General features: G+C 60.6%; 14 protein-coding genes. 6 read left to right on the top strand and 8 right to left on the bottom strand.

The annotated features are described in order from the left end of the window. Nucleotides 1-37: 37 nt before the first annotated feature. Complete coding sequence (locus ASD95_RS10320; RefSeq protein WP_015096330.1) at nt 38-226, bottom strand: hypothetical protein; 189 nt, start codon at nt 224-226, stop codon at nt 38-40. A gap of 351 nt (nt 227-577) precedes the next feature. Here ASD95_RS10320 and ASD95_RS10325 point away from each other — a divergent pair, with 351 nt between their 5' ends. Together ASD95_RS10325 and ASD95_RS10330 are read left to right on the top strand one after the other, a co-directional pair. Continuing rightward, entirely contained in the window at nt 578-1,414 is an 837-nt protein-coding gene (locus tag ASD95_RS10325) for a CvfB family protein (RefSeq protein WP_056721413.1), read from the top strand. Between the two features lie 221 nt (nt 1,415-1,635). Next, complete coding sequence (locus ASD95_RS10330) at nt 1,636-2,568, top strand: DMT family transporter (RefSeq protein ID WP_056721415.1); 933 nt, start codon at nt 1,636-1,638, stop codon at nt 2,566-2,568. Here ASD95_RS10330 and ASD95_RS10335 read toward each other — a convergent pair. Then, nucleotides 2,513-3,694: an MFS transporter gene (locus ASD95_RS10335; RefSeq protein WP_056721416.1), complete on the bottom strand. Its 1,182-nt coding sequence runs from the start codon at nt 3,692-3,694 to the stop codon at nt 2,513-2,515. The two genes, ASD95_RS10330 and ASD95_RS10335, sit on opposite strands and share 56 nt — an antisense overlap. Before the next feature lie 104 nt (nt 3,695-3,798). Here ASD95_RS10335 and ptrR point away from each other — a divergent pair, with 104 nt between their 5' ends. Both ptrR and ASD95_RS30090 read left to right on the top strand, forming a co-directional pair. Continuing rightward, complete coding sequence (gene ptrR / locus ASD95_RS10340; RefSeq protein WP_056721418.1) at nt 3,799-4,692, top strand: putrescine utilization regulator PtrR; 894 nt, start codon at nt 3,799-3,801, stop codon at nt 4,690-4,692. 135 nt (nt 4,693-4,827) lie between these two features. Further along, complete coding sequence (locus ASD95_RS30090) at nt 4,828-4,956, top strand: PA1414 family protein (RefSeq protein ID WP_007914492.1); 129 nt, start codon at nt 4,828-4,830, stop codon at nt 4,954-4,956. Between the two features lie 86 nt (nt 4,957-5,042). Here the strand turns inward: ASD95_RS30090 and ASD95_RS10345 are convergent, their stop codons facing one another. The 6 genes from ASD95_RS10345 to speB all read right to left on the bottom strand — a co-directional run bounded on the left by ASD95_RS10345 (nt 5,043) and on the right by speB (nt 10,667). Continuing rightward, nucleotides 5,043-5,294 (bottom strand): phosphopantetheine-containing protein, encoded by a 252-nt coding sequence (locus ASD95_RS10345; RefSeq protein WP_056721421.1) that lies wholly within the window; start codon nt 5,292-5,294, stop codon nt 5,043-5,045. Nucleotides 5,295-5,364: 70 nt separating this feature from the next. Then, nucleotides 5,365-6,090: an MBL fold metallo-hydrolase gene (locus ASD95_RS10350; protein ID WP_056721423.1), complete on the bottom strand. Its 726-nt coding sequence runs from the start codon at nt 6,088-6,090 to the stop codon at nt 5,365-5,367. Between the two features lie 85 nt (nt 6,091-6,175). Then, nucleotides 6,176-7,555, bottom strand: coding sequence for a sodium:solute symporter (locus ASD95_RS10355; RefSeq protein WP_056721425.1), 1,380 nt, complete (start codon nt 7,553-7,555; stop codon nt 6,176-6,178). 162 nt (nt 7,556-7,717) lie between these two features. After that, a complete protein-coding gene (locus ASD95_RS10360) occupies nt 7,718-9,229 on the bottom strand; it encodes a purine-cytosine permease family protein (protein WP_056721427.1) in 1,512 nt (503 codons plus the stop codon). Between the two features lie 55 nt (nt 9,230-9,284). Next, nucleotides 9,285-9,707, bottom strand: a complete 423-nt coding sequence (locus tag ASD95_RS10365; RefSeq protein ID WP_056721429.1) for a YybH family protein — start codon at nt 9,705-9,707, stop codon at nt 9,285-9,287. A 9-nt stretch (nt 9,708-9,716) separates the two neighbouring features. Then, a complete protein-coding gene (gene speB, locus ASD95_RS10370) occupies nt 9,717-10,667 on the bottom strand; it encodes an agmatinase (RefSeq protein WP_056721431.1) in 951 nt (316 codons plus the stop codon). A gap of 344 nt (nt 10,668-11,011) precedes the next feature. Here speB and ASD95_RS10375 point away from each other — a divergent pair, with 344 nt between their 5' ends. Together ASD95_RS10375 and ASD95_RS10380 are read left to right on the top strand one after the other, a co-directional pair. Continuing rightward, nucleotides 11,012-11,905, top strand: coding sequence for a LysR family transcriptional regulator (locus ASD95_RS10375; RefSeq protein ID WP_056721433.1), 894 nt, complete (start codon nt 11,012-11,014; stop codon nt 11,903-11,905). A gap of 5 nt (nt 11,906-11,910) precedes the next feature. Then, nucleotides 11,911-12,507: a tRNA-uridine aminocarboxypropyltransferase gene (locus ASD95_RS10380; RefSeq protein ID WP_056721434.1), complete on the top strand. Its 597-nt coding sequence runs from the start codon at nt 11,911-11,913 to the stop codon at nt 12,505-12,507. The last annotated feature ends 28 nt before the right edge of the window (nt 12,508-12,535 follow it).

Below are 12,535 nucleotides of genomic sequence, written 5' to 3' on the forward strand. Positions count from 1 at the left end.
AGCTCAAAGCGCTTTGGGACCAGGTGACGCGGGGGGATTACTTTTTGCCCAGGGTGATCTGCTTGGACGGGCCGAACGTCTGGCCGCTGACGCCTTTGGCAATTTGCTGGATTTCACCGCCGGACTTGAGGAACGCAGCGATCTGGCTGTTGATCGATTCGCTGGTTTCGACGGCTGGAGCTGGCTTTGCTTTGCTGGTGGATGCTTTTACGCGCATGGCGGCCATTAACCTGTAGAAAATTAACTTGGCCAGGCATCGTACAGGAATTACCTGATAATTGCTTGGCAAATATCCCCTCGGCATATTCTTGAGGACGGGGTAATCAGTCACCGGACAATATCCGAAATATGCACCTAAGCCGCTGTTTTAACTAAAAACATTGCCCGAAAAAATATCGTGTTGCGCTTGCCTGGGCATGGCGTAAATGCCCGGAACGGCCTGACGAGCGGCCAGACGCGGGATGAAACCCCGGGAAAATTAAGGGTTTCAGAGGATTTTCTCGCGCCACCGGGCCGGCTGCCGAACGCAGCGCTTAAAACCGGGTAGAATGCCGCCCACGCAATGAGGGTATTGGACATGGCTTTAGTCGGGCGTTACAACAGTTTGCAAGTGGTTAAACACACTAACTTCGGTTTATATCTGGACGGTGGCGCGGATGGCGAAATCCTTCTGCCTAATCGTTATATTCCAAAAGATATTCCTACCGAAGATGAAGACTGGCTCAACGTTTTTATTTATCTGGACAGCGATGACAAACTCATCGCAACTACTGAAAAACCGAAAGTTCAAGTCGGTGAATTCGCCAGTTTGAAAGTTGTTGAAGTCAACAGCATCGGCGTATTCCTGGACTGGGGCTTGCCGAAAGACCTGTTGCTGCCGTTCTCCGAAGAGAAGCGCCAGATGACGGCGGGTGAGTATGTGGTGGTGCACGTCTATCTCGACAAGCACACCCGTCGCATCACCGCGACCGCGCGCCTGGACCGCTACCTGGACAAGACCCCGGCCAACTACACCGCGGGCCAGGAAGTGGATCTGCTGGTGGCCGAAGCCACGGACATGGGTTTCAAGGCCATCATCAACAACAAGCATTGGGGCCTGATCCACAAGAACGAAATCTTCAAGTTCATGCGCGCCGGTAAAGAAGAAAAGGGCTTCATCAAGGAAGTTCGCGCCGACGGCAAGATCAGCCTGAGCCTGCAACCGGTCGGCCAGGAAGCGGCCACCAGCCTGAACTCGAAGATCCTCGCCAAGTTGCGCGAAAACAACGGCAGCCTGGCGGTGAGCGACAAGAGCGATCCGGCATTGATCAGCAGTCTGTTCGGTGTCAGCAAGGGCAACTTCAAGAAGGCCATCGGTGCGTTGTACAAGAACGGCCAGATTGTCATTCATGCCGATCGTATCGAGCTCAGTTGACCCCACTCTGACGTGTAGGAGCTGCCGAAGGCTGCGATCTTGATTTTTAGAGATCAAAAGATCGCAGCCTTCGGCAGCTCCTACAGGGGCATTTTCTGGCCTTCTGGTTAATAATCGACAACATGATTCATCGCCCCGGTGATTTCTTTTCAACGAGAAGGCCGGGGTTTTGCTTTTTTCTGCCGAGTCTTTGCCATGGATTGTGTCTTCGAGGTGTTCCGGTGAGCGCCACCCGGCGCAGCACCGACGGATTTGCCCTGCAAGTGATGGTCGGGTTGTGCCTGGTCTGGGGCGTGCAGCAGGTGATGATCAAGTGGGCGGCGGCCGATATCGCGCCGGTGATGCAGGCGGCCGGACGTTCCGGCATGTCGGCGTTGCTGGTCGGGCTGCTGATCTGCTGGAAGGGTGGCTGGAACCAGGTGGGGGCGACCTGGCGCGGCGGTCTGTTGGCCGGTGCCTTGTTCGGCCTGGAGTTCTTCTTCATTTCCGAAGGCCTGCAACTGACCACGGCGGCGCACATGTCGGTGTTCCTCTACACGGCGCCGATCTTCACCGCCTTGGGAGTGCACTGGTTGCTGCCCAGTGAGCGATTGCGGCCGCTGCAATGGCTGGGGATTGTCCTGGCCTTTATCGGGATTGCCATTGCGTTTGCCGGCGGGGTGTCCTGGGACAACCTTGATTACCGCATGTTGATGGGCGATGCCCTGGGCGTGCTGGCGGGTGCCGCCTGGGGCGCAACCACGGTGGTGGTGCGCGCCTCGCGCCTGTCGGAAGCGCCGGTGACCCTGACGCTGTTCTATCAGTTGATTGTCGGCTTCTTCGGCTTGTTGTTGATTGCGCTGCTCAGCGGCCAGATCACCCATGTCAGCCTGACTCATGTGGCGGTGGCCAGTGTGCTGTTTCAGGGCGTGGTCGTGTCGTTCTTCAGTTACCTGATCTGGTTCTGGCTGCTGCGCCGTTACCTGGCGGCCAACCTCGCGGTGTTTTCGTTCATGACGCCATTGTTCGGCGTCACCTTCGGCGTGGTGCTGCTCGGCGAGGAGCTGAGCCTGAACTTCGTCATCGGTGCCGTACTGGTATTGGCGGGCATCACTTTTGTCAGCGCCGAGCAGTGGTTGCGCCGTCGTTTGCGCAAAGCTCTTGGGCAGCACTGACCGGCGCGAGCAACAGACCGCCGGCGAGCAACAAGCCGCAGCCAGCGACTACCAGTGCCGGCTGCAAACCGCCACTGAAATGACTGCTCAGCGCCGCCAGCAATGGTCCGCTGAGCTGGCCCACGGCAAAGCAGGCTGTCAGCAGGCCGGCATTGCGCTGGGTGGCATGGGGCGCCAGTTCCCGGGAGCGTTGCATCACCAGTTGCATGCAGGCCAGGAACGGCGTGCCGCACAGGATCACACCCAACGCCAGGCCTGGCCCGTTACCCAGCAGGCAAGCGAACACGCCAGCGGCTTGCAGCCATAACGTCGCCATCAACCAGTGACCGGTGGCGCGAGGTTTTTGCCGCCGCAGACACACCAGCACCACACCGGTTGCCGCCGCCAAACCAAAGCATGGCCAGAACAGGTCGGCCTGCCATTGGCCATGGAATTGCGCATTGGCCATTTGCGACAAGAAAGTCGCCGGAATGATGTAGCCCAATCCGTACAAGGCATAGATCCAGCCCAGGCGAGCGATACCTTGATTACCCGAGGCGCTGGCGCTGGGCGCAGCAGTCGCGGTGGCACCCGGTTGTGGCAGGAACGGCAGGATCCCCAGCAGCATCGCCAGCCCTGCGGCGGCGTACACCAGCCACAAGGTGGCGGACGTCTGGCCCAGCAGATTCGAGCCCAGGGCCAACAGACCTGTCAGGAAAATCCCCAAACCCGGCCCGGCGAAGACCAGGGCGCCGAGCCGAGGTCGACCGGCCTCTGCTGCGAGTGGCTGGCTCAGGGCGGTAATCATCACCAGCACCCAGGCGCTGGCCACGCCGGTGCCAAAACGCAGCAGCAGGTGCGACCAGAAACCATTGGCCCAGAACGACGCCAGGGTCAACAGCACGCAGAGCCACAATCCGCCGAGCAAGCGCCGGTGCACTTGCGCCGGACGCCGGGAAAACATGGCGTCCACCGCACCAATGAAATAACCGAGGTAGTTGGCGGCGGCAATCAGTCCGGCGGCGGTCAGGTCGATCTGGCCTTCGCTGAGCAGGTGCGGCAGTTGCGGTGTCAGGGCAAAACGGCCGATGCCCATGGCCATCATCAGGGCAACGAAACTGGCGGATAAGCGGATCAGGGGAGACATGGTCTGGATTCCGTCTGGGGGATCAATGACCGTCAGGCTAGGACTGATTGACTTTCTTTAAAAATGAATAATAGTGAGTAACTTGTTCTTTTTTGGAGAATATCGTGGAGTTCAGCCAATTGCGCATCTTCCAGGCAGTGGCGGAAGAAGGGTCCATCACCCGGGCCGCAGAACGGTTGCATCGAGTGCCATCGAACCTGTCGACCCGGCTCAAACAGCTGGAAGAGCAACTGGGCGTCGAACTGTTCCTGCGCGAACGTCAGCGCTTGCAGTTGTCGCCTGCGGGAAAAGTCCTGCTGGACTACACCGCCAGGCTGTTTGCCTTGCACGATGAGGCCAGCGCGGCAGTGCAGGGCGGTCAACCGGCGGGCGACTTCGTGCTCGGCACCATGTACAGCACGGCAGCGATTCACCTTCCGGGGCTATTGGCGCACTACCACCGCTTGTATCCGGCAGTGAACCTGCAAGTACAGTCCGGGCCCAGCGGTGAACTGCTCGAAGGCCTGCTCACCGGCCGGCTCGATGCGGCGCTGGTGGATGGCCCCCTGGAGCTGGCCGGTCTCGACGGGGTGCCCTTGTGCGACGAGCGCCTGGTCCTGATCAGCGAGGCCGACCATCCGCCCGTGCGCAGCGCGCTGGATGTGCAAGGTCGTTCGGTGTTCACCTTTCGCCAGGGCTGCTCCTACCGCATGCGCCTGGAGGCCTGGTTCGCCCATGACCACGCGGCCATGGGCCGGGCGATGGAGATCGAGTCCTATCCGGGGATGCTGGCATGTGTGATTGCCGGTTCCGGTGTGGCGCTGATGTCGGAGTCGATGCTCGCCAGTCTGCCGGGCCGCGAGAGTGTGGCCGTGCATCCGTTGGCCGAGCCGTTCGCCAGTGCGACCACCTGGCTGATGTGGCGCAAGGGCATGGTCGGGGCCAACCTGAATGCCTGGATCGAGCAGCAACAGGTGGTTTTTCCGCCGACACGGGTGCGGGCACAGGACATTGCCTGAACACAGGCTGATTGTGATGGATTCAGTAACAGATCATTGTGACTTTGCGCGAGCATTGCGTAGGACTTCGGACTATTATCTGTACGAAGGGGCTACAGAACTTTGGCCGCTCGGCACTACCCTGAAGGGGGCACCATGAAAGAGAAAATCCAAAACTGGCTGCATGACCTGGGCGTCGCTCTCGGCTTGATCGAGCCGCCTCTGCAACCCGTGCCAATTCGTACTGACGACGAACAACGTCGACGCCAGCAACGACGCCGGTAATGGCAGATATCATCTGACAGGTGATAGGTTTCCAGTGGCGAGGGAGCAAGCTCCCTTGCCGCTTCGTGTACGTTTGATCACCAGCCTTAGTACCGCCCGATCTCCAGCAAAAACCGGCTCAAATCATTCGCCGTCCTGGCGGTCTTGAGCATCCGGTCTTCCTCCACGGTAAACGCCGTGACACCCAGTTCATCTTCCAGATGGAAGATCAGCTCTTCGATATCATTTTTATCCAATCCCAACTGCGCCAGGCTGGCGTTGTCGTCGAAGTCGTCCCGACCTTCCAGCAGGCGGCTGATGTAGCGATGTACGACAGCACGAAGGGCGGCTTCTTTCATGATCGTTCTTCGAGGAGGCGGGTGTCGTTCTTCCTGCCGGTGCAGTTCCTGTCGTTGAGTACAGCAGGCTTTAGCCGTGTGAGCGCTGCCATTGGTCAATCATGTTGCGTAAGTGCTCCCCGGAAAAACTCCCGAAATGCCCGCCATGCACCGTGCGGATTGACAGCCCGTGCAAGCGTTGCAGGCTGCGGGCGTAGTCATCGAGGTTGGAGTGGTAGGCGTCTTCGATCAGCGGGCCGTCGTAGATGATGTCGCCACTGAACAATGTTTCGGTGGCGGCTTCGTACAGGCAGATGCCGCCCGGCGAGTGTCCCGGTGTGTGCACGACCTGCAATACCCGGTTGCCCAGGTCCAGCACATCCCCATCTTCGACAAACCCTGTGGCCGGTGCGGCCTTGACCCGGTATTCGGCGTAGCACAGCGGGCAATCGGGGTGCGCCTCGAACATGTCGTCGCCGACGAAGGCTTTACTCAGGTCGTTGTCGCCATCGGGCGCCGCGAGAATGTCCGCCTCGGCCGGATGCACCAGGCGTTCAGCGAACTCGTGATGACCGGCGATGTGATCGAAATGGCAGTGGCTGGCCACGGCCACCAGTGGCCGTTCGGTGATCCACGGCAGTTGCTCGCGCAGGCTGACCAGGCCCGAGCCGCTGTCGAGCAGCAGGTCTTTGTCGCGGCCCTGGATGTGCCAGAGATTGCAGCGGTAGAAAGGCCGGATGTAGGGCTCGTGAATCAGGCGGATGCCGTCGCTGAGATGTTTGACTTCGAACCACTGGTCACGGCTGACGATCTTCATGAGCAGTTTTCTCCAGACGAAAAAAAACGAGTGTGGCAACCGACGCCACACTCGTCGAAGAAAGCATCAAGTCGTTATGTTCAGCTTAGGCCGCGCTGGCCACAGTCACCGGGCGACGGGACAGCAGGCTGACAGCAACAAAGCTCACCAGGCCTACACCGAGGCTGTAGTAGATCGGGGTGTTGGCGTCCAGTCCGTCCTTGAACATGAACAACAGCGCGGTGGCGAAGCCCATGCCCATGCTGGCGATAGCGCCGGCGGTGGTGGCGCGCTTCCAGAAAATCGCACCCATCAGCGGGATCAGCATGCCGCCTACCAACAGGTTGTAGGCCAGGGTCAGGGCGCTGATCACGTCGTTCACGATCAGGGCGATGCCCAATACCACGATGCCGGTCAACAGGGTGAACAGGCGGTTGATCGCCAGGCTCGACTGTTTACCGCCACGCAGTTTCGGCAGCAGGTCTTCGGTCAGGGTGGTTGCAGCGGCCAGCAGGCCGGCGCTGGCGGTGGACATCATGGCGGCCAGTGCGGCAGCGATCACCAGGCCACGGATACCGTCCGGCAGGGACAATTTCACAATCGCGGCGAAGGCGTTGTTGACGTTGTCCAGGTCCGGGATCAGAACGTGGGCAGCCATGCCGATCAGGGCGCAGGCCAGGCCGTAGAGGATGCAGTAGATACCGGCAGCGGTACCGGCAACCTGAGCCACTTTGGCGGTCTTGACGGTAAACACTCGTTGCCAGATGTCCTGACCGATCAGGATGCCGAAGAAGTAGATCATGAAGTAGGTGATGATGGTGTCCCAACCGATGGTGGTGAAGCTGAAGCTCGCCGCCGGCAGTTTCAGCACCAACTCATCCCAGCCGCCGACGCGGTACAGGCAGATCGGCAACAGGATGAACATCAGGCCGACAGTCTTGATCACGAACTGGACGATGTCGGTCAGGGTCAGGGACCACATGCCGCCGATCGCCGAGTAGACCACCACCACGCCGCCGCCGAGCAGTACCGAGATCCAGAACGGCAGGCCGAACAGCACTTGCAGCACGGTGCCGATTGCCAGGATCGAGGTCACGCCGATCATCAGCGCGTAGGCCAGCATGATTACCGCGCTCGCGGAGCGGGCCATCGGGTTGTAGCGTTTTTCCAGGACCTGGGTAACGGTGTAGATCTTCAGCTTCAGCAGCGGTTTGGCGAGGAACAGGTTCAGCGCCACGATCCCGCAACCCAGGGCCGCACACAGCCAGAAACCGGAGATGCCATGCACATAGCCCAGACGCACGGTGCCCACGGTGGACGCACCGCCCAGGACGGTGGCAGCCATGGTGCCCATGTACAGGCTTGGGCCGAGGTTACGACCGGCGACCAAAAAGTCTTCGTTGGTCTTGGCCTTGCGCATGCCGTAGTAGCCGAGTATCAGCATCGCGGCGGCGTAGATGAGTACGACGAATAAATCCAAAGCCATTATGGCGTGTCTCCGATTGTCTTTTTTATGTGAGGCTGAAAATCAATCCCTGTGGGAGCGGGCTTGCTCGCGAAAGCGGTCTGTCAGTCACATCAATGTTGGATGTGCTGCCGTCTTCGCGGGCAAGCCCGCTCCCACAGGTAGTGCGTTTAGTTCATTGAATCAGGCGGCTTGACGCATCGCCGGTTTAGCGAGCGAATCCGTGCTCTTGCTGCGAGGGTCGTTCGGACCGAACACTGCGCTCGATTCCGGGAACAGGCTCAGCAGCGCCAGGTACACCAGCGAGGCCAGGCCCAGGGTCACCGGCAGGCTGATGTCGATACCACCGGCCATTTCGCCCAGCGGCCCGACAAACTGGCCCGGCAGGTTCACGAAGCACAGGCCGACGGCCGCGCTCGGGATCCAGGCGCCCAGGCCACGCCAGTTCCAGCCGTGGGTGAACCAGTAGCGGCCACCTTTCTCGCCACGGGTGAACACTTGCAGGTCATCCGGGCAGTAGAAGCCGCGACGCACCAGCAGGCCGATGATCATGATCACCATCCACGGGGTGGTGCAGGTGATGATCAGCACGGCGAAGGTCGACACGCTCTGCACCAGGTTGGCCGCGAAGCGCCCGATGAAGATGAACGCAATCGACATCACACCGATCAGCAGCGTGGCCTTGACCCGCGACAGCACCCGAGGAAACACGCTGGACATGTCCAGGCCGGTGCCGTAGAGCGAGGTGGTGCCGGTGGACATGCCGCCGATGACCGCGATCAGGCACACCGGCAGGAAGAACCAGCTCGGCGATACCGCCAGCAGGCCGCCGACATAGTTGTTGGCCGCAATGTAGTCCGGCGCCTTGACCGCTACGATGGTGGCGGTGACGAGGCCGAACAGGAACGGAATCAGCGTGGCGAGTTGCGCGGCAATCACCGATACCATGATCCGGCCTTTGGGCGTATCGCGCGGGATATAGCGCGACCAGTCACCGAGGAACGCACCGAAGGAGATCGGGTTGCTCATGGCGACCAGTGCTGCCCCGATGAACGCAGCCCAGAAACCGGCCTGGCCCATGGCGACGGTGCCGGCGTACTGGCTGTCGAATGCAGGGGCGAACGCGAAAACCCCCAGCAGGAACAGCAGGCTGGCCGCCCACACCGCAATGCGGTTGACCCACAGCATGAAGCGGAAGCCATAGATGCACACGGTCAATACCAGCAGCGCGAACAGACCGTAGGCCAGGCCCAGGGTCAGATCGGTTTCCGGCAGATCGATCAGGCGCTTGGCACCGCCCACCAGCGCATCGCCCGAACTCCAGACGGAGAGCGAGAAGAACGCGATTGCGGTCAGCAACGACAGGAAGGAGCCGACGATTCGCCCGTGCACGCCGAAGTGTGCGCCGGAAGAGACGGCGTTGTTGGTGCCGTTGATGGGGCCGAACAGGCCCATCGGCGCCAGGATCAGCGAACCGAGTACCACGCCCAGCACAATCGCCCAGACGCCCGCCTGAAAGGACAGGCCGAACAGTACCGGGAAACTGCCGAGCACGGCGGTGGCAAAGGTGTTGGCGCCGCCGAAGATCAGGCGAAACAGATCGCTGGGCTTGGCGTCACGCTCATTGTCCGGGATCTGTTCGACCCCGTTTGTTTCGATGCTGCTAAGGCTTTTTTCGTTGTTTTTGTTATTCATGACCAGCTCCGATCATAAAGGCGCGCTCATCGTGCGTGAGCATCACCTGTGTTGGCTAAGGGGGTGGCAGCCCTTCCGGCATCGCGGACAAATGTTCGTGGCAGGCCAGCCATAGGCCTTGTTGTTCTTGGCCAGACGCTTGTTTCTTGAAAACAATCGTCTCGCGCTCCTGGCTGAAGTGTTGCTCCCCTTGCATGCGCAACTCGGTGGCCACGTCATGGATGAAAATCGCCACGTCACCCTGCAGGCTGACGAAAGCGTTGCTTGAGGTGCACGAGAGCACCTCGAAGCCATCCTCGGAGCGCCAGCCGTCCCACATCGCCTGATAGGCGTCGCGCGACAGCAGGGGCTGTTCGAGGGTGTAGAAGACGAAGCTGGCTTCAACGCTGAACGCGCCGAAGTAGGCTTCGCGATCGTTACGGGCAAAAGCGGACACCAGATCGGCGGCGGCTTTGAGCACCTGATCACGTTCGTTCATGACCGATCCTCAGCGGTGGACTACGCCAGGCAGTACGCAGAGCATTTCGTACAGCAGGTTGGCGGCCAGCAGCGAGGTGTTGCCGGTGGTGTCGTAAGCGGGCGAGACTTCTACCAGATCGCAACCGACCAGGTCGAGGCCTTGGCAGCCACGAACGATCTCGATCGCCTGAATGGTCGTCAGACCGCCGATTTCCGGGGTACCGGTACCCGGTGCCCAGGCCGGGTCGATGCCGTCGATGTCGAAGCTCAGGTACACCGGGCCGCCGCCGACTTTCTCGCGGACTTCAGCCATCAAGGGCTCCAGCGATTTGTGCCAGCACTCTTCAGCCTGAACCACACGGAAGCCCTGGTTGCGGCTCCAGTTGAAGTCGTCAGCGGTGTAGCCCTGGGCGCGCAGGCCGATCTGCACGACGCGGTCCGGATCCAGCAGGCCTTCTTCGACAGCGCGACGGAAGGTGGTGCCGTGGGCGATCTTCTCGCCGAACATGTGGTCGTTCACATCGGCGTGGGCGTCGATGTGCACCAGGCCGACCTTGCCGTGCTTTTTATGAATGGCTCGCAGGATCGGCAGGGTGATGGTGTGGTCGCCGCCCAGGGTCAGCGGGATCACGTCGTGTTCAAGGATGTTGTTGTAGGATTCTTCGATGATCCGTACGGCATCCAGCAGGTTGAACGTGTTGATTGCGATGTCGCCGATGTCGGCAACCGACAGCGAGTCGAACGGGGCAGCGCCGGTGGCCATGTTGTACGGGCGGATCATCACCGACTCGGCGCGGATTTCGCGAGGTCCGAAACGGGTGCCGGGGCGCAGGGAGGTACCGATGTCCAGGGGCACGCCTACAAAGGCAGCGTCCAGGCCGGCAGCGGTATTCAAATGGGGGAGTCGCATCATGGTGGCGATGCCGCCGAAGCGCGGCATTTCGTTGCCGCCCAGTGGTTGGTGAAGAATCTTGTCCACGGGTAGGGCCTCATCGTCGTTGTTTTATTTATGTCGGTTGCCGTTAACGGAAGTACGGGCGAACCTTGTGGCGCCGATTCTGCGAAATGTAGTGACCGGGAAGAATCGCTACGGGCAAATACTTAGTTCAGATTTTTCTAAACTAATGTGCGAGAGATCGATAGACTTCACCGCAACACGAAAGCTGCAGATAAACCTGTAGGAGCTGCCGCAGGCTGCGATCTTTTGATTTCCAGCGGTCTCAGATCGCACAGAGTCAAGATCAAAAGATCGCAGCCTGCGGCAGCTCCTACTGGGCTGTAGCCAGAGCCAGCTGAAATTCGAGCGGTGTTTGGAGAGTCCCAATGGCCAACGCTTTACCCGACCTGAAACTATTGCGCATCTTCGTCAGCGTGGTGCGCCATCAGGGGTTCGCCAACGCCCAGCAGGAACTCAATCTCTCGACGTCGGCCATCAGCACCTACATGAGCCAGCTCGAAACCGCCCTCGGCCTGGTGCTGTGCCATCGCGGCCGTGGCGGTTTCAGCCTGACCAGCAAGGGCGAGCTGTTCCATCAGGAAACCCTGCGCCTGTTGGGCGAACTCGAAGGCTTCGAGCAGTACGCCGCCGCCCTCAAGGGAGAGTTGCGCGGTACCTTGAACCTCGGGGTGATCGACTCCACCGTCAGTGACAAGGCCCTGCCGTTCGCCGAAGCCATCGGCGCCTACAGCCAGGAGCACCCGGCCGTGCACTTGCACCTGTCGGTGATGAGCCCTTATGAATTGCAACTCGGGGTGCAGGACAACCGTCTCGACCTGGCCATCGGCGCGTTTTCCACGCGCATGAGCGGCCTGGTGTACATGCCGCTGTACCGTGAACAACACTGGTTGTATTGCAGCACGCGGCATCCTCTGTTCAACGAGCGGCGCATCCCCGAGCAAGTCATCACTCAACAGCGCATGGTCGGTCGTGGCTACTGGAGCCAGGCCGAACTGGCGCGCCACGGGTTCAAACACAGCGCCGCGACGGTAGAAAGTATGGAGGCCCAGTTGATCCTGGTGCTGTCCGGCGCCTACATCGGCTACCTGCCGGAGCACTACGCCCAGGCCTGGGCCGACAAGGGTGATTTGCGGGTGTTGCTGCCGGCGACCTTCGGTTATCAGGCGCCGTTCTCGATGATCGTGCGTCGGGGGCGCAGCCGCGAGCCGCTGATCCAGACATTCCGTGATTTGCTTAAAGCCCAACTGAATCAGGCATAAAGACGATGTCCAGAGTTCAATGTCCGCGCTGCCTGCGCCCGCAAAGCCACTGCCTGTGCCCGTTGATCCCAAGCCTCGACAGCCGCACCCGGGTACTGTTGTTGCAGCATCCGAGCGAAGTGAATCATGCGTTGAACACCGCGCGTCTGGCGGCGCTTGGGTTGAAGAATGCCGAGTTGATCGTCGGCGAGGTGTTCGAGGATTTGCCGACGCTGTTGAATCAGCCGGGGTATCGGGCGCGGTTACTGTTTCCCGGCGAAGATGCCCAACCGATGCAGGCGTGTACCGCGACGGACGAACCCTTGTTGCTGGTGGTTCCCGACGGCACCTGGCGCAAGGCGCGCAAGATGTTGCACCTCAATCCGCTGCTGGCGGCGTTGCCGAGGGTGACGCTGGCCGAGGGCGGCGTGTCCCGCTATCGCCTGCGCAAGGCGCCGGGACCGGGGGCGTTGTCGACGGTGGAGGCGATTGTGCAGGCGCTGGAAACCCTCGAAGCGCCGGCGACGTTTGCGCCGTTGTTGAAGCCGTTCGAGGCGTTGATCGAGGGGCAGATTGCGGCGATGGGGGAGGAGGTTTACCAGCGTAACCATGGACCGAAATAGTCGGTGCCTGTCATGGCCCCATCGCGAG

It is taken from the genome of Pseudomonas sp. Root71, assembly GCF_001429045.1.
GTDB lineage: Bacteria > Pseudomonadota > Gammaproteobacteria > Pseudomonadales > Pseudomonadaceae > Aquipseudomonas > Aquipseudomonas monachiensis.